Annotated in this window: 16 protein-coding genes; 10 read left to right on the forward strand and 6 right to left on the reverse strand. The window is 66.7% G+C overall.

Features of this window, described 5'->3' with window-relative positions; translation table 11 throughout:
• Positions 1-19 precede the first annotated feature (19 nt).
• Together cydB and JL11_RS14665 are read right to left on the reverse strand one after the other, a co-directional pair.
• Positions 20-1,168, reverse strand: coding sequence for a cytochrome d ubiquinol oxidase subunit II (cydB, locus tag JL11_RS14660; protein WP_054766300.1), 1,149 nt, complete (start codon positions 1,166-1,168; stop codon positions 20-22).
• Between the two features lie 26 nt (positions 1,169-1,194).
• Positions 1,195-2,775 carry a cytochrome ubiquinol oxidase subunit I gene (locus JL11_RS14665; protein WP_054767011.1) on the reverse strand — a complete coding sequence of 527 codons (1,581 nt, stop codon included), beginning with the start codon at positions 2,773-2,775 and terminating at the stop codon, positions 1,195-1,197.
• Positions 2,776-2,973: 198 nt separating this feature from the next.
• Here JL11_RS14665 and cydD point away from each other — a divergent pair, with 198 nt between their 5' ends.
• Both cydD and JL11_RS14675 read left to right on the forward strand, forming a co-directional pair.
• The gene (gene cydD, locus JL11_RS14670; protein WP_054766301.1) at positions 2,974-4,590 is read left to right on the forward strand and encodes a thiol reductant ABC exporter subunit CydD; all 1,617 of its coding nucleotides are present in this window, start codon (positions 2,974-2,976) and stop codon (positions 4,588-4,590) included.
• Positions 4,590-6,242 carry an amino acid ABC transporter ATP-binding/permease protein gene (locus JL11_RS14675; RefSeq protein WP_054766302.1) on the forward strand — a complete coding sequence of 551 codons (1,653 nt, stop codon included), beginning with the start codon at positions 4,590-4,592 and terminating at the stop codon, positions 6,240-6,242. The genes cydD and JL11_RS14675 overlap by 1 nt, the downstream gene beginning before the upstream one ends.
• A 25-nt stretch (positions 6,243-6,267) precedes the next feature.
• On the opposite strand, the gene JL11_RS14680 is transcribed toward JL11_RS14675, so the two are convergent.
• Positions 6,268-7,005 (reverse strand): helix-turn-helix domain-containing protein, encoded by a 738-nt coding sequence (locus JL11_RS14680; RefSeq protein WP_231681319.1) that lies wholly within the window; start codon positions 7,003-7,005, stop codon positions 6,268-6,270.
• Positions 7,006-7,096: 91 nt separating this feature from the next.
• Here JL11_RS14680 and JL11_RS14685 point away from each other — a divergent pair, with 91 nt between their 5' ends.
• Positions 7,097-7,507: a hypothetical protein gene (locus JL11_RS14685; protein ID WP_054766303.1), complete on the forward strand. Its 411-nt coding sequence runs from the start codon at positions 7,097-7,099 to the stop codon at positions 7,505-7,507.
• A gap of 224 nt (positions 7,508-7,731) precedes the next feature.
• Here JL11_RS14685 and JL11_RS14690 read toward each other — a convergent pair whose 3' ends face one another.
• Both JL11_RS14690 and JL11_RS14695 read right to left on the reverse strand, forming a co-directional pair.
• Positions 7,732-8,280 (reverse strand): hypothetical protein, encoded by a 549-nt coding sequence (locus tag JL11_RS14690; RefSeq protein WP_054766304.1) that lies wholly within the window; start codon positions 8,278-8,280, stop codon positions 7,732-7,734.
• Complete coding sequence (locus JL11_RS14695; protein ID WP_156314206.1) at positions 8,273-8,749, reverse strand: hypothetical protein; 477 nt, start codon at positions 8,747-8,749, stop codon at positions 8,273-8,275. Before JL11_RS14695 ends, JL11_RS14690 begins: the two co-directional genes overlap by 8 nt.
• A gap of 253 nt (positions 8,750-9,002) precedes the next feature.
• Here JL11_RS14695 and JL11_RS14700 point away from each other — a divergent pair, with 253 nt between their 5' ends.
• The 5 genes from JL11_RS14700 to dmeF all read left to right on the forward strand — a co-directional run bounded on the left by JL11_RS14700 (position 9,003) and on the right by dmeF (position 13,018).
• Positions 9,003-9,977, forward strand: coding sequence for a hypothetical protein (locus JL11_RS14700; RefSeq protein WP_197273318.1), 975 nt, complete (start codon positions 9,003-9,005; stop codon positions 9,975-9,977).
• A gap of 77 nt (positions 9,978-10,054) precedes the next feature.
• Positions 10,055-11,419 (forward strand): hypothetical protein, encoded by a 1,365-nt coding sequence (locus JL11_RS14705; RefSeq protein ID WP_054766307.1) that lies wholly within the window; start codon positions 10,055-10,057, stop codon positions 11,417-11,419.
• Between the two features lie 163 nt (positions 11,420-11,582).
• Complete coding sequence (locus tag JL11_RS17300; RefSeq protein WP_082382803.1) at positions 11,583-11,768, forward strand: DUF1289 domain-containing protein; 186 nt, start codon at positions 11,583-11,585, stop codon at positions 11,766-11,768.
• 36 nt (positions 11,769-11,804) lie between these two features.
• Positions 11,805-12,077, forward strand: coding sequence for a metal/formaldehyde-sensitive transcriptional repressor (locus JL11_RS14710; RefSeq protein ID WP_054766308.1), 273 nt, complete (start codon positions 11,805-11,807; stop codon positions 12,075-12,077).
• Positions 12,074-13,018 carry a CDF family Co(II)/Ni(II) efflux transporter DmeF gene (gene dmeF / locus JL11_RS14715; protein WP_054766309.1) on the forward strand — a complete coding sequence of 315 codons (945 nt, stop codon included), beginning with the start codon at positions 12,074-12,076 and terminating at the stop codon, positions 13,016-13,018. The genes JL11_RS14710 and dmeF overlap by 4 nt, the downstream gene beginning before the upstream one ends.
• A 27-nt stretch (positions 13,019-13,045) precedes the next feature.
• On the opposite strand, the gene JL11_RS14720 is transcribed toward dmeF, so the two are convergent.
• On the reverse strand, positions 13,046-13,381 hold the full coding sequence (locus tag JL11_RS14720) for a hypothetical protein (RefSeq protein ID WP_054766310.1): 336 nt from the start codon (positions 13,379-13,381) through the stop codon (positions 13,046-13,048).
• Between the two features lie 232 nt (positions 13,382-13,613).
• Here JL11_RS14720 and JL11_RS14725 point away from each other — a divergent pair, with 232 nt between their 5' ends.
• Together JL11_RS14725 and JL11_RS14730 are read left to right on the forward strand one after the other, a co-directional pair.
• Positions 13,614-14,897, forward strand: a complete 1,284-nt coding sequence (locus JL11_RS14725) for a TolC family protein (protein ID WP_224760994.1) — start codon at positions 13,614-13,616, stop codon at positions 14,895-14,897.
• Positions 14,894-16,159 carry an efflux RND transporter periplasmic adaptor subunit gene (locus tag JL11_RS14730; RefSeq protein ID WP_054766311.1) on the forward strand — a complete coding sequence of 422 codons (1,266 nt, stop codon included), beginning with the start codon at positions 14,894-14,896 and terminating at the stop codon, positions 16,157-16,159. The genes JL11_RS14725 and JL11_RS14730 overlap by 4 nt, the downstream gene beginning before the upstream one ends.
• Positions 16,160-16,173 lie beyond the last annotated feature (14 nt).

Below are 16,173 nucleotides of genomic sequence, written 5' to 3' on the forward strand. Positions count from 1 at the left end.
GGCTTGATGCTCCTCGGGTTCAGTACAGGTCGGGGTTGGTCTTGAGTGCGGCGGTCGAGGTCCGGCCCCACAGCACCTTGTAGACCCAGCTGGTGTAGGCCAGCACGATGGGCAGGAAGACCAGGGTGCAGATCAGCATGATGAACAGGGTCACGTGGCTGGACGAGGCGTTCCAGACCGTCAGGCTGGACTGCGGGTCGATCGAGCTGGGCAGGATGAAGGGGAACATCGACAGGCCGACGGTCGAGATGATGCCGACGGTCGAGATCGACGACCCGCCGAAGGCCAGGGGCGCGGACCGCAGCCACATGCCCGACAGGCCGACCACCGCCCCGACGAAGCCCAGGGTGGGCGCGATCATCATCCACGGATAGAGCTTGTAGTTGTCCAGCCAGGCGCCGGGCGCGGCCTCGACCGTGGTGCGCAGCGGGTTGGAGAAGCCCTGGATGTCCAGGTCGCCCACGATCCGGTAGCCGACGTTGCCGAAGGCCATATACAGGCCGCCCGCAGCGAACAGGACGAGGGCCAGAAGGCCGGCGATCGTGCCGTACAGACGGGCGCGTTCCAGCACCGGTCCCTGTTCGGCCTTGACCGAAAGCCAGGCCGCGCCGTGCAACACCAGCATGGCCACCGACAGCAGGCCGGCGATCAGGCTGAACGGGGTGAACAGGCCCAGCAGATTGCCGTCGTAGAAGGAGCGCAGGTCGCTATCCAGGCGGAAGGGGGCGCCCAAGAGGACGTTGCCGACGGCGACGCCGAACACCAGGGCCGGCACGAAACCGCCGATGAACAGGCACCAGTCCCAGAACGACCGCCACTTGGGCGAGGGCCGCTTGGAGCGGTACTTGAACGACACCGGCCGCAGGATCAGGGCCGACAGGACCAGGAACATGGCCAGGTAGAAGCCCGAGAAGCTGACGGCGTAGACGAAGGGCCAGGCGGCGAAGATGGCGCCGCCGCCCAGGATGAACCACACCTGGTTGCCTTCCCAGGTGGCGCCGACGGTGTTGATCACCATCCGGCGCTCCTCGTCCGTCTTGGCGACGAAGGGCAGCAGGGCCCCGACCCCCAGGTCGAAACCGTCGGTCAGGGAGAAGCCGATCAGCAGCACGCCCAAGAGGGCCCACCAGATCAGGCGAAGGGTTGCGAAGTCGATTGGAAGATCCATGGTCGGATGTCCTCAGTCTGTCTGGTTCAGGCCACGGCCGGGGCGGCGACGGGGGTCGCGGGCGCCTCGGGGGCGGGGGCGCTGAAGGTTTCCTGCTCGTGGAAGGGCCCCTTCTTGATGGCGTAGAGGATCAGCCTGACCTCGACGACGGCTAGGGCGCCGTACAGGGCGGTGAAGCCGATGATGGTGCCCCACAGCTGGGGCACGGTCAGGGACGAGGCGCCCAGGAAGGTCGGCAGCACGCCTTCGACCGCCCAGGGCTGACGCCCGAACTCGGCCAGGATCCAGCCGAACTCGATCGCGACCCACGGCAGCGGGATCATCAGCACAGCCAGGCGCAGGAACCAGCGGGTGTCATGCTTGCGCACGGTGCACAGGAAGAAGGCCGTGGCGAAGAACAGGATCATGAACATCCCGATGCCGGCCATGATGCGGAAGCTCCAGAACAGGGCCGGCACGTTCGGCACCGTCTCCCAGGCCGTCTGTTTGATCAGCTCGGGCGAAGCCATGCGCGGATCGGCGACGTGGCGCTTCAGCAGCAGGCCATAGCCCAGGTCGCGGCGATGGGTCTCGAACACGCCGCGGGCGACGGGATCGGCCGGATTGGCCTTGACCTTCTCCAGGGCGTCATAGGCGATCACGCCGGATTCGATGCGGTCCTCAGCGGTGGCGACCAGTTCGAAGATGCCCTCGACCGGCTTGTCGATGGTGCGGGTGGCGATCAGACCCATGATCCACGGCACGTGGACGCCGTAATGGGTCTCGCGATCCTTCATGCTGGGGATGCCGATCAGGGTCAGGCCGGCGGGCGCGGGCTCGGTGTGCCACATGGCTTCCAGGGCTGCGAGCTTCATCTTCTGGTTGTCGGTCAGATTGTAGCCCGACTGGTCGCCCAGGACGACGACGGACAGAGAGGCCGCCAGGCCGAAGGCCGAGGCCACGGTCATCGACCGCTTGGCGAAGCCGACATGCTTGCCGCGCAGCAGATAGAAGGCCGAGACCCCCAGCACGAACACCGAGGCGCAGACATAGCCGGCGCTGACGGTGTGGACGAACTTGGCCTGGGCCACCGGGTTGAAGATCACGGCCATGAAGTCCGTCACCTCCATCCGCATCGAGTCCGGATTGAAGGCGGCGCCGACCGGGTTCTGCATCCAGCCGTTGGCGATCAGGATCCACACGGCCGACAGGTTCGTACCCAGCGCCACCATGAAGGTGACCAGCAGGTGGGCCGACGGCTTCAGCTTGTCCCAGCCGAAGAACATCAGACCGACGAAGGTGGCCTCCAGGAAGAAGGCCATCAGGCCCTCAATGGCCAGAGGCGCCCCGAAGATGTCGCCGACATAGTGGCTGTAATAGCTCCAGTTCATGCCGAACTGAAACTCCATGGTGATACCGGTGGCGACGCCCAGCACGAAGTTGATGCCGAACAGCGTGCCCCAGAAGCGCGTGATCGTCCGCCAGATCGGCCGACGGGTCATCACATAGATGGACTCCATGATGACCAGCATGAACGACAGCCCCAGGGTCAGGGGCACGAACAGGAAATGGTAAAGGGCTGTCAGCGCGAACTGCAGCCTGGATAGGTCGACGACCGCGAGGTCGATCATGGCTCTAGGCTCCTTGTAGCCGGCCCCGACGACCGACGTTCGTCCCGCCCTAGAACCAAGGCGGGGCGGTCGCCTTGATTTCGATCAAAGCCCCCTTGCCCTCGGGATCGTAGTGGACTGATCGTCCTTGGACATTTCGCCCAACGACGGTTTGTCCAATGGCTTTCGGCCCTGTCCCGAGGCTGGAGTGTTCGAATGACCTCTGCGCCGATTTCGGCCTCCTCTCCCGCCGCCCCTCCCGCCGTCTGGCTGAAACGGTCCGCCGCGCCCTGGCGGCGTCTGACCGCCCTGGCGGGTCTTCTGGCGGTGGCGGACGTGGTTCCGGCGGTCGGTTTCGCCGGCGGTCTGGCCATGACGGTGGCCGCCTTCGGCGCCTCGCCCCTGGCCGCCCTGCCCTGGCTGCTGCTGGCGGTCGTCAGCCTGATCGCCCGCGGCCTGATCGGTCAGGCGACGGTGGTGGTGGGCGCGCGCCTGGGTCGGTCGGTCAAGACCAGCGTGCGCGACCGGCTGCTGGTCGACCTTTTCGGCCGGGGCGCCCGGTCCGGCGACCGTTTGACCGCCGTGGTCGAAGGGGTCGGCGCGCTGGACGGCTATATGTCCCGCTTCACCCCCCTGAAGACGGCCGCCGGCCTTTCGCCCCTGTTGATCATCGCCGTCGCCGCCGTCGCCAGCCCCTTTTCCGCCGGCATACTCCTGTTCACCCTCCTGCCCTTCGTCTTCGGCATGATCCTGGCCGGAACCGCCGCCGCCGGTGAAAGCCGCCGTCAATTCCAGGCGCTGGAACGGCTGTCGGGCCTGTTCGTCGATCGGGTGCGCGCCCTGCCCGCAGTCCTGGCCTTTGACGCCCGCGCCCGCACCACCGTCGAAATCGCCCGCGCCTCCGACGAACTGGAGCGGCGCACCAATCGGGTCATGCGCATCGCCTTCCTATCCTCCGGGGTGCTGGAGTTCTTCTCGGCCCTGTCGGTGGCGCTGATCGCCGTCTATTGCGGCTTCAACCTGTTGAAGCTCCTGCCCTTCCCCGCGCCCGAGCAGCTGGACCTGCCGCGCGCCTTCTTCGTGCTGGCCCTGGCACCCGAGGTGTATCAGCCCCTGCGTCGCCTTGCCGCCGCCTATCATGACCGCCAGGCGGCCGAGGCCGCCGTCCCCGCCCTGATCACGCCCGAGCCCGTCGCGCGCGACCGACATATCCTGCCGGAAGACGCCCCGGCGATCCGCTTTTCTAGCGTCTCTATCGCTTACGGAGACGCCGCCCCGGTGATTTCCGATTTCGACCTGGAGGTCCGCCCCGGCCAGATCGTCGCCCTGGTAGGCGCCAGCGGCTCGGGCAAGTCCAGCCTGCTGCACCTGTTCCTGGGCCTGTCGCCCCTGACCGCCGGAGAGGTCGAGGTGGGCGGCGCGCACCTCAGTCAGGCGGGCGACTTCGCCGGTCAGATCGCCTGGGCCAGCCAGAACCCCGTCGTCGTGCCGGGCAGTCTGGGCGACAACATCCGCATCGCCGATCCGTCCGCCTGCCCCGGCCGGATCCTGGTCGCCGCCGGAGAGGCGGGCCTGTTCGGCGATCTGGACCGGCCCATCGACGAACGCGGCGGCGGCCTTTCGGGCGGCGAACGGCGCCGCCTGGGCCTGGCCCGCGCCATTCTGAAGCGCGCCCCCATCCTGCTGCTGGACGAGCCCACGGCCAATCTGGACCCGGCTGCGGAAGAGGCCATGCTGGATCTGATCCGCCAGGCGACGCGCGGTCGCACGACCTTGATCGCCACCCATTCCGCCGCCGTCGCGGCCATGGCCGACCGCGTGGTGCGCCTGTGATGAACCGTCCCTCGGCCTCCCGCATCGGCGCCCTGATCGCCGCCCAGCGTCGCGCCCAGCGGCTGCGTCTCCGTATCGCCGCTACGACCGGCGCGATCGTCGCCGTGGCGGCGACCTGTCTTCTGGGGCTGTCGGGCTGGTTCATCACCAGCGCCGCCCTCGCGGGGATCGCCGGATCGGCGGCGGTCCAGGCCTTCAACTATATGGTGCCCAGCGCCACCATCCGTCTGCTGGCGATCCTGCGGACAGGCGCTCGCTATATCGAGCGGGTCTCCGGCCATGAGGCGGCGCTGAAGGCCCTGGCGCGGCTGCGTCCGCAACTGTTCGACGCCCTGGCTTCGGCGCCGCCCAGCCGCGCCCTGGCCCTGGCCTCGGGCGAAGCCTCGGCGCGGCTGGTCCAGGATGTGGACGCGGTTCAGACCCTGTTCGTGCGGTTGTCGGCGCCCTGGGCCCTGGGAGCCGGCGCCGCGTCCGCCGCCCTCCTCGCCGGCCTGGCCAGTCCATGGGCGGGCGCGCTCCTGCTGGCCTCAATGGCCCTCTGCGCAGCCGGCGCCCTGCTGATCGCACGACGTCTGGCCGCCCCCGCCGGGCGGGCGGTTCAGATCGCCGTTGGCCGACTGAAAGACCGGCTGGCCGCCCTGGAGGCCGTCTCCCCCGAATTGAAGGCCTATGGGCTGGACCGTTGGGCGGCGATCGAAGCAGCCGGGGCCGCCGCCGACCTGGACCAAGCCCAGGTCGCCCTGACCCAGGCCGGAGGCTGGATGGCCGCTTGGCAGGCTGCAGCGACGGGTTTGGCGGTCGCGACCGTGATCCCGGCCACCCTGGGCGCGCCCCTTGCCCTGACCGCCTTAGCCGCCCTGGCGGCGGTCATGGGCGTCGAATCGGTCGGCGGCCTGGTCGACGCCCTGCAACAGAACGGCGCCGCCGAGGAAGCCGCTCGCCGCCTGGAGGCCCTGCCCTCGGCTCTTCACCCGAATCGGGCGCCGGTTTCGGTCGCCCCGACCCTGGTGCTCCAGGCCGACGGCGCGGCCCTTCATCCGCCGGCGCGCCTGGGCCTGATCGGCCCCTCCGGTGCCGGCAAGACCACGCTGATCGAACGCCTGATCGGCCTGCGGGACGCCCAGCCGGGCGAAGCTCGCCTGGGCGACATCGACGTCGCCGACCTGACCCCCGAAGACCGACGGCCGCTGTTCGCCTATGCCGCCCAGGACGTGCGGCTGATCGACGGCACCGTCCGCGAGAACCTGCTGCTGGCCGGCCCGGCCGACGACGACGCCCTGTGGCGCGCCCTGGACGACGCGGCCCTGGCCGAACGTCTGCGCGCCGACCCGGCGGGTCTGGACGCCCGCATCGGCCCCAACGGCGAACGGCTGTCCGGGGGCGAACGGCGTCGGCTGGGTCTGGCGCGCGCCTATCTGCGGCCCGCCGCCTGGCTGGTGTTGGACGAACCGACCGAGGGGCTGGACCCGGCGACCGAGGCCCAAGTGCTGAAGGCCCTGGATCGACGGCTGAAACAGGCCGGTCAGGGCCTGATCCTGGTCAGCCACCGCTCCGCCCCAACTCAGTTGTGCGACCGGACGATCCGGGTCGAGGGCGTGGGGGAAGACGGCCGGGTCGGCCTGGCGCCCGCCCGCCGGCTCACGCCCGCCTAGAGCATGATCTGAAGCCGATCAGGCTCTAAGCCTCGCCCTCGGCGATGTCGCGCAGCCGCTCGGGTTCTTCGATCCGCAGTTCGCTGAGCGACAGCAGACGGATCACCCCTGTGGTCTTGAACTTGGTCAGGACCCGGCTCACCGTCTCTATGGTCAGGCCCAGATAGTCGGCGATCTCGGATCGGGTCATCGGCAGCCGCACCTGATCCTCGGCCTGCGGCCGCAAGGGATCGCGGCTGGGCAGCTCCAGCAGGAAGGAGGCGATTCGTTCCTGCGCCGTCTTGCGGCCCAGGAGCAGCATCTGGTTCTGGGCGGCGGCCAGTTCGTGGGTCGCCCGATCCAGCAGAGCCTCTTCCAGCCGGGGCCGCTCACGCACCAGAGCGCGGTATTCGCTCTTGCGGAACCGGCACAGGGTCGAATCCTCGATCGCCTCGCCTGAAAAGGCGTAGTCCTCGCCGGTCGCCAGGCCCACGAAGTCGCCGGCGAACAGGAAGCCCGTGATCTGGCGCCGCCCGTCGGGCAACAGCTTATAGATCCGCACCGATCCCGAGGTGATGTTGAACAGATGGACGGCCGGATCGCCCTCGCGGATCAGGGCCTCGCCCGCCTTCAGCGACACCCTTTCGGCGATGGCGTCCAGGCCGGCGAGGTCCGACGGGTCCAGGCTGCTGCAGACGCTGAAGGCGCGCGCGCCGCAGCCGACGCAGACCGATTCCTGTCGGCGCTGTGCGCAGTCGGTCGGCAGGGCGCGAAGTTCCAGCATGATGGCGCGATTATGCTCTTGTCCGCCTAAGACGCAATTCTTTTGACGCGGATCAAGGCGGTCCTTTCGTCTAAGCCCTAGACGTCCGACAATGAGCGCACTCCAATACCGACGCCTGAGCGGCGACGAGGCCGACCAGGCCTATGTCATCGCGCGCATGGCTGATTCGACCCTGACGATGGACGCCTGGCGCGCCCGCGTCGCGGCGGCGCCTGCGGCCGGCGGAGTGATGGCGGCCGTGGCGGGAGGGGTCGTGCGCGCGGTCCTGGCCTATACGATCGCCACCACGACGGAGGGCGAGCGTCAATTCATCGTCGACGCCCTGGTCGCCTTCGATCTCTTGAGGCCCGAGCGGCTCGTCCAGGGCCTGATCGACGCCGCATGCGACCTGGCCCGGCAGAACTGCAAGGCCATAGGCCTGTCGGCGGGCCTGGACGCGCCAGGACGCGACGCCGTGATACGCCATATCGCCGAAGGCGCCGTGCTGCATCGGGTCATCTGATCCAGCGGCGCGGACGGGGCGGCTGGTGCGGGCGGCCGGGATCGAACCGGCAAGGGCTTTCGCCCGGCAGATTTTAAGTCACACACGCCAGCATCAAACCACTGATACTTCGTGAGAATCTACCACAAGCCAGCCGACTGTGTAAGCATTTGTGTAAGGTCGCAGCCTCCGCAGGAAGGCTTGGCATCGCACTGTACGTCAGGACCCAAGACTTCGTGGTTAGGCTACGGACCGGAAAGACGCGCGCGCAGATCAAGCTCGGGTTCCTGAGAGCCGACCCGGAACCGATACTCCACCTGTCGCCCCATCAAGGCGTCGAGAACATTGACGGAGAGGCTCGCTGCCATCTCGAAACGCACGGGCTTATCAAGGACGCGCGGGAGAACTTCGGCGAACTCCTGCACATGGCTGATGTAGCTGTTGCGATGGTTGACCTTGAGATCGTTGATCGCCGCCCGGTACGCCTTGACGTGGGCCTTCAGTTCTTCTGCCTTCCTGGCCGCTAGTCCCTCGCGATTCATGGCAGCGAGAGCATTCGGGAACGACCGTGACCCGGAACCGTCGTCGTCCAGCGCTGTAAGTCGCGCGATGATATCCCTCGTCCCGCTTTCCAACAGGGCGAGCTCAAGCACGAGGTCTTCCCGAGACATCTTTCCCAGGTTCGGGAGGCGTTGCTTCTCGCGATGCGCCAGGATCGTGAGCAACAGGTAGAGGACATCCTGTTTGAGGCCGTCCAGTAGATCCTCGGAGGGCGTGTAGACCTTCTTAGCCATTGAGTGTGAGCTCGGTCAGCGTCTTCCCCTCCCCCTCAAGCCTCAGCACCCAGTTGCCGTAGATTCGGAGCATGCCCGCTGGTCCGTCCGTCTTTGCCTCGCCTGTCTCCATCGACAGGTACAGGCGTGGGAAGGGATCGGCTTGCTCGATGACGAGGAACGGCTTGTTCTCGCCGTCGAAGACGAGCGCGCCATGCGTCAGCGCTTCGCGACGCTCCGTCTTCGCGGTTCTGCCGATCACGAGCTCGGCGTCGACGGCGTAGCACTCGCCGGGGAGGTGCTGATTCTGCAGATAGCCAGGGGAAGCCGCCTGGCCCTTCACCTGACCCAGAAGGATGGCCGTCACCAGGTCACCCGCCTTCACCGTGATCCCATAGAGCGGCGGAACTGTATCACCGACCTGGAACGCTGACCCGGGCTTCAGGCCGGAGATATCTACGGGGGCAGGAAACCCGACAACCTTCACCATGATCTCACGCTCCATCGATTGGGGATGTTGAGTCGGGAAGTCCCCTCGCCCCATGCCAGTGCCACGCGGCGCCATCTCAAGTTTTGTTGCGCACAGCCAGGCTTCAATCAGGCATTGCGTCAATATGCGCCTGTCGATCAGATCAGCTCCGAGTCGGGAGGCATGCATGATCAAGTGGGGAGACAGTCGGAGGGATCATGATCCTATCCTCGCGATATGGCCGAGCTATCGCCCGTTGCATGAGCGCTGGTTCATGGTGGAGCTGGTCGAGACCGAGGACGGCGGCGTTCGCTGGCGAGACCGACGAATCCCGTCCGAGGAGGGATGGGTCAGAATGGACGTCCATCCGGATCGGGAGGCCGCAGTATCCGCAGCCGAGGCTTTGAATCCCTCGCTGGCGGCGGCGCTCGCGGCGAGGCAGATGGACGCAACAGAGAAGACCTCTCTCACCCTGAAGGTCCGCAAGGCGCTTCAGTCGCGGCAACGTCTGGCGGATGAGGAAGCCCTGATGCTTTCCGAGGCGATCCGACGCCACGCCGACACGCCCCGGATCCCGATCGATCAAATCAAGCTGCACACTGAGGCCGAGCCCTATCGGGAAGCGTTGGCGCAAGAGCTACAAACCTACCCCTATCTCTGGATGGCTCTTCTCGATGGCCGCGGACGGCAGGTCGTTCTGTATCGCAACGCTGACGACGTCTGGAGCAAACCCTATCCCGCCGGCGAGAAATCGGCGGAGAAAGCCATGCGCGCCCGGATCGCCAACGGCTTCAAGTTTCACCACGATCAGCACTGGGGTCAGGTGAAGGCCAAAATCCGTGCCGAACTGCTGCCGCGGGCCAATCAGCTTCTTCAGCTCGCCAGCGTTCAACGCCTCCTCGCCGAGGCTCTGGCCCGTGGCGAGCATGTTCTGGTCAGCAATGGGATCGTGTTCTGGTACGAGCCGGACGGTCAACTCGGCTGGACGGTCAAGGCGACCACCAGCGACAAGGGTGAGGATGGGTCGACGCTATGGCGCGAGGGCACGATCCTCTCGACCAACCACGGTAGGCTCGTTGTCCTTCCCTATGTCAAGGAAAGCGGCGAGCAGGTTCGCGGCCACACAAAGAACGGTCCTGGGGATGGCCGGGCCAAGCCCAGACACCCCGACCATTTTGTCGAGATTCCTTTCCGCGAGCTGAAGGGAGATCTCATGATAGGCCTCTTCGGAGAGCTCCCCTACGAGTAGACCCTCACGGTTGGATGGACGGGCCACGTCGCCTGCCCGACCTTCGCCCCCCCCCACTCATTTCCTCGGTACGCCCTGTGGACTCCAGCTTCGTAGATCTCGACATCCTGCTGACCAAGGTGCGCAACGCCCAGTCACGCATCTACTTCCTCGACGCGGTGAAGGCCTACAAAGCTGGCGCCCTTCGCGCATCGCTGACGGCGGCATGGGTCGCGCTCGCCTATGATCTGATCGCAAAGTACCGGGAGCTAGGCGCGATGGGCGATGCCGCCGCGACGACCTTCCTTCAATCCTGGGATAATGCGACCGCGATCAGTGACATTCGCCAGCTCCTCCAGCTGGAGGGCCGGATCATCGAGGACGCCGCGGACAACACCCAGGCTATCAGCCAGATCGCCCGGCGACAGCTGGAGAGACTGCGCGAGGACCGCCATCTGTGCGCCCATCCTGCCTTCTCGGCCGAAGCCCTGCTGTTCGAGCCCACGCCAGAACTGGTGCGAATGCATCTGGTCAACGCCGTCGATCTCGTGCTGGCCCAGGAACCTCTTCAGGGCCGAGCGATCTTCGAGGTCTTCGATGTCGATGTTCAGTCGCCCGGATTCCCGAGCGATCACGCCAGGATTCTCGACTACGTCGAGCAGCGCTACCTCGCCCGCGTCCGGTCCCAGAACATCCGCAACTTCGGCACTGTTCTCGCCAAGTCGTTGCTCAAAGGCATTCCCCCTCATCTCGACGGGGTGCGCGGCAAAATCGTTTCGGCCCTCGTGGCGGTCCGCGAGCGGACCCCTGCGGCGTGGCCCGAACTCGCACCTTCCATTGTGCAGCTCCTCGACAATCTGGCGCCCCTTGATCGGCCGCGGGCCATCGCCTTCATCGCCGCCTTCCCGAACTTCTGGCCGCTGATCCAGGAGGCGACGCAGACCGCCCTGCAGGAGACCGTCAACAACCTCGACCCCGCAAATGTCGCCGATGTCCGGATCATGATGGGGATCACATTCGAGCGGTTCCGGGCGCCCCTCCTTGCCGCGATACCGCGACTGGACCGCGAGACCTTCGCCCGCACGATCGCTGCCACTCCGCTTGCTGACCTGTGGCCGGCCGCTGTCGCGCGCTATGCGGGCTCGGGCAGCTTCAGGGGCTCGGAAGCCAACTTCAGTGACTTCATCGCTCCCTACACCGGTTCTCTGACGCAGGCCGAGCTCGATCAGGTGCTCGACGCCATAGTCGGCAACGGTCAGAATTATGCCGCCGCGGCGACAAGCGGGTTGCTACTCAGTCTTCTTCGAAACGCCGGGCGCCAACCGTCGATCGACGCCCGAAACCGTTTCGTTCACGGGCTGAACGAGGTCCGCCACCTGAACCACTTCGAGGGCGTTCTCGCGGCCTTCGGAGACGACGGATGGGTTCAGCCCGTCCTGGCGGTCGCGGGCGACGAGGATTGATGCGGCTCGAAACCCAGCCTTTCCCCCTCTGAAGGCACGACGCCGCCAGCGATGGCGGCACAGCGACATCACTCACGCAAACCTTGATGTTATACTGGTAGGGAGTATATCAGCCCAACCGGTTCGTGACGGCTTGCGCCACGGCTCGGTGACGGGCCGATCGGTGAAGACACCCTGCATAGACATCTGCATCTTCGATTCCGCGACCGGCTGGTGCGTGGGGTGCGGCCGAACGCGTCCGGAAGTGGCTCAATGGTGCAAGCTGTCGCCCTTCCGCCGCAAGGCCATCGAGCGGGAGCTCCCCCGGCGAATGACCGCCTTGGGTGCGAAGGCCGGGGCGAGTGACTAATGAGACCCAACACGTCGTCTCGAGAAGGATTCCACCATGGCCCATATCGCCGCTGACAAGCCCAAACTTATGGCCAGGGTCCGCCGCATCAATGGGCAGGTCAGCGCTCTCGAGCGCGCCATCAATGATGATGTCGATTGCATCGCCGTCCTCCAGCAGGCCGCCGCCGTGCGCGGCGCTCTTGGCGGCCTGGTCGAAGCGCTGATCCTTCAGCATCTCGAGCACCATGTCGCTGCGCCTCATCTTGATGAAGCCGCGCGTCGCAAGGGCGCCGACGAGCTCATATCCATTATCGGACGCTATAAATGACCATCCAGCCTGCCGCTTCACCGGCCCATGATCATGTCTTTCTGGCCGCCAATCATGACGAGAACGCCCGCCGCACATTGATCGTGGTCGTCCTGACCGCAGTGATGATGGTCGGAGAGATCGTCGCCGGCGTGCTGACGGGATCAATGGCCTTGCTGGCGGACGGCATACATATGCTCACCCACGCCGGAGCCCTTGGGGTCGCGGCCGCAGCCTACAGCTACGCACGCCGTCACGCGAACGACCCCCGATACAGCTTCGGCACCGGCAAGGTCGGCGATCTGGCAGGGTTTGCATCCGCGCTCGTTCTGGGCCTTTTCGCCATTGGCATCGGCGTGGAATCCATCCGACGTCTGTTCGAGCCGACTACGGTCTTGTTCGGCGAAGCGGCGATTGTCGCCGTCATCGGCCTTGTCGTGAATGTCGTGAGCGCTCTTCTGCTCTCGGGAGGGCATCACCACAGCCACCAGCATGATCATCACGATCATGGCCACCACGACCACGGGCACGGCGGCGACAACAATCTGCGTTCCGCGTATCTCCATGTCCTAGCCGATGCCCTGACATCGGTCCGTGCGATCGTCGCGCTCCTGTCAGGTCACTATCTCGGATGGACATGGCTGGACCCGATCATGGGCCTGGTCGGCGCAGCGGTAATCGCGAAATGGTCATGGGGTCTCCTGCGCGATACGGCTGCCGTCCTGCTGGACCGAACCGACACCCACGTCGCCGATGAAACCCGCGAGGCGATCGAGACGCCAGGCGATGCCCGTATCCGCGATCTGCACATCTGGCGGGTTGGGCCGGACGCTCACGCCGCCATCATCAGTGTCGCGACCTCCAGCGCGACCTTGGAGGCGCTTCGAGCGCGGCTGGTCCCGGTGCACGAGCTCAAGCATATCACTATCGAAATCGAACCCTCCGAGCCTCTCCCCGCCTGAACTGCGACACTTTTGATGTTGCTTGAATCAGGGGTGTCGAGATAGTCCGGGGGAGTACGGGGTACTCTCTTGTCGCGACTTGTCCGCCAGATCTGCATCGGCTTGGCCGTGACCCTTATGGTCACGCTGCAAGGCTTTGCGGTACGTGACGGTCAACATCGAATAGAACATGCTCTCCAGTTCCCCGGCGTCGCTTTCAGCGATTCCGCGGCTGACCATGATCATCACGACGACGGGCACGATCACGCCCACGAGGTCGACGCTGAAGCCTCTGCCGCCGCAGACACGGCGATCGACACCGCCGACCAAAGCGAAATGCCGGTGCTGCCGCACCATCACCATGGCGGCGGCGGTGACGTGCACATCGCGCTCGCAGGCCTGCCTCAGCCGAACTCCCCCTCCAGCGGACTTGCGCCCGCGCTCAACCCGGCCCGGACTCCGCCTTTGGCGGGAACGCGTCCGGAAAGCCCGCTCGACCCTCCTAAACAGAACGCCTGATCGCCTGAAAAGCTGATCCTGCGCGGCCTCCGGGCCGTGCGCGTCCTGTTGGAGAAATTCCTTGAAACTACCTGCATCCGGCGCTGCCGGATGGCGGGTGCGCGCCGCAGCCGTGTCTGCGCTCGCGCTCGCCCTTGGGGCGTCGCTCGCCCCTGCCCCGGTGTTCGCCCAAGCGGCGCCGGTCCCCGCCGACGTGAACGGCTACCCGCAACTCAGCTTGCGCGAAGCCCTCAGTCTTTCCGCCGCGTCAGACCCGGCGCTCGCCGGTGTCGAAGCTCGTCGTCGCGCCGCTGAAGCCGGCGTGCGGCAGGCCGATGTCCGACCCAATCCGAACGTCGGACTGATGGTCGAGAACCTGCCGACGCTCGGCGGCGGCGATATTCTCGGGCGAACCGAGACCACGCTGACGTACGAGCAACGTCTGGAACGGGGCGGCGATCGTCCGGCCCGCACGGCGCTCGCCCGGGCCGAGGGAGATCTGCTTCTCGCCGACGCCAGGGCCGCGCAGCTCGACCGGCTCGAGCTGGTCCAGACGGCGTGGGCCGAAGCGCTCGCTTCGGAGGCCTTGCTCGAAATCGCCAGGGAGCGGCTCAATCTGGCCGAGGCCTTCCAGAGTGAAGTCTCCCGACGGGTCAACGCCGCACGAGATCCCCTGTTCGCAGGGGCCCGGGCGGAGGCCGAGCTCGCCCAGGCGCAGATCGACTTCGACCAGGCCGAGGTCGGCGCGCGTATGGCGCGGGTCAACCTCGCCAAATTCTGGTTCGGCAGATCAGAGTTCACCCTCGGGGCTGATGCCTTCGAGGACACGAGCGCCTCTCGCCGGGAAGCCGGTCCGGTGGCGCAGATCGATCTCGCGGCTTTCGATGCCCGCCGTCTGATCGCCGACGCCCAGGTGCGGGTCGAACAGGCGCGCGCCGTGCCCGACCCGACGGTGAGCCTCGGCGTCCGCCACATCTGGGACAACGAAGTTGCCCTGGTGTTCGGCGGATCGATGCCGCTTCAACGCTACGACCGCAATGAAGGCGCAATCGCCCGCGCCCAGGCCGAGGGCGTAGCCGCCCAGGCCGATCGCCGCGCTTTCGAGATCGAGCGCGAGCGCGAAATCCTCAGGCTTCAGGTGCAGCTGGCCGCCAAGGCCAGCGAAGCGCGCCGCATCGCCGAGGAGACCCTGCCTCAGGCGGAGCGTGCCGTCACCCTTGTCCGCGAGGGCTTCGGGCGCGGCGGCTTCACCTACAACGACGTGATGTCCGCGCAGACAGCCTTGCTGCAGGCCCGGGCGAGGCGCGTGTCCATCCTGCAAGCCTTCCACACCGACCGCGCCAGACTGGACCGTCTGACAGGCGCGCATGCCGACCTGCTCGGCCTGGAGACCCAACCATGACCCGTACACATGCACTGCGCCTCGCCTCCGGCGCGGCGTTGACCAGCCTTGCTCTGGTGCTCGCCGCCTGCGGCGGCGGCGGTGAGCGCGCCGAGAAGGCCGAGGGCGCCGAAGCGGCGGCCGCCGGGGACTACGAGCGTGGCCCGAACAATGGCCGCCTCCTCCGCGACGGCGACTTCTCGCTGGAAGTCACCATCTACGAAGAAGGCCCTGAGCCCCTCTTCCGGATCTATCCGTATCTGAACGACAAGCCGCTCGATCCCCGGCAGGTTCAGCTCACCATGGCGCTGACGCGTCTGGGGCCACAGGTTGATCGGTTCACCTTCACCCCCGAGGGCGCCTACCTCGCCAGCCCCGGCGTCGTCACCGAGCCCCACTCGTTCGACGTCGCGGTGAACGCGGTGCGGGGCGGAAAGACCTCGAGGTGGACCTACCAGTCCTACGAGGGCCGTACGCAGATCACGGCGGAGGCCGCACGGGCGGGCGGGGTCACGACCGAACAGGTCGGGCCGGCCACGCTGGCGGAAGCCCTGCCCCTTACCGGCCGGGTGGAGCTGGCTCCGGAAGCCCAAGCCGAGGTCCACGCCCGCTACCCCGGCCGTGTGGTCTCGCTGAACGTCCAGCTCGGTCAACGGGTGTCCCGCGGCCAGGTCGTCGCCCGGGTGGAGTCGAGCGAAAGCCTGCAGACCTATTCGGTCACCGCCCCGATCTCGGGCGTCATCACCGCCAAGAACATCAATCCGGGCGCCATCACGGGCAACGGGACGCCCATGCTGATGATCGGCGATCCGACCCGTCTGCATGCGGAGTTCTTCCTCTATCCGCGTGACGCCGAACGGGTGCGGGTCGGCCAGCGCGTCCAGGTGCGCAGGACCGCCGGCGAGAACACCACCACCGGCACCATCGAGGCGATCCTCCCGGCTGATGACGTGCTCAGTCAGACGCTCGTCGCCCACGTCGCCCTGCCGGCCCAAGGCGGCGTCTGGCGCCCGGGCCTGGGCGTCGACGGGACGGTCCAGGTCGGAACCGGGGAAGTGCCGCTCGCGGTCCGCACCCGTGCGCTTCAGCCCTTCCGGGACTTCACCGTCGTCTACGCCAAGGTGGGTAACACCTATGAGGTCCGCATGCTCGAGCTTGGGCGTCGGACGGACGAGTGGACCGAAGTCCTGGGCGGTATCGATCCAAACACGACCTATGTCGTGGACGGCGCCTTCCTCATTCGCGCGGACATCGACAAGTCCGGCGCGAGCCACGACCACTAGTGGGGGCGCGGCAT

This window comes from Brevundimonas sp. DS20, from assembly GCF_001310255.1.
Lineage (GTDB): Bacteria > Pseudomonadota > Alphaproteobacteria > Caulobacterales > Caulobacteraceae > Brevundimonas > Brevundimonas aurantiaca.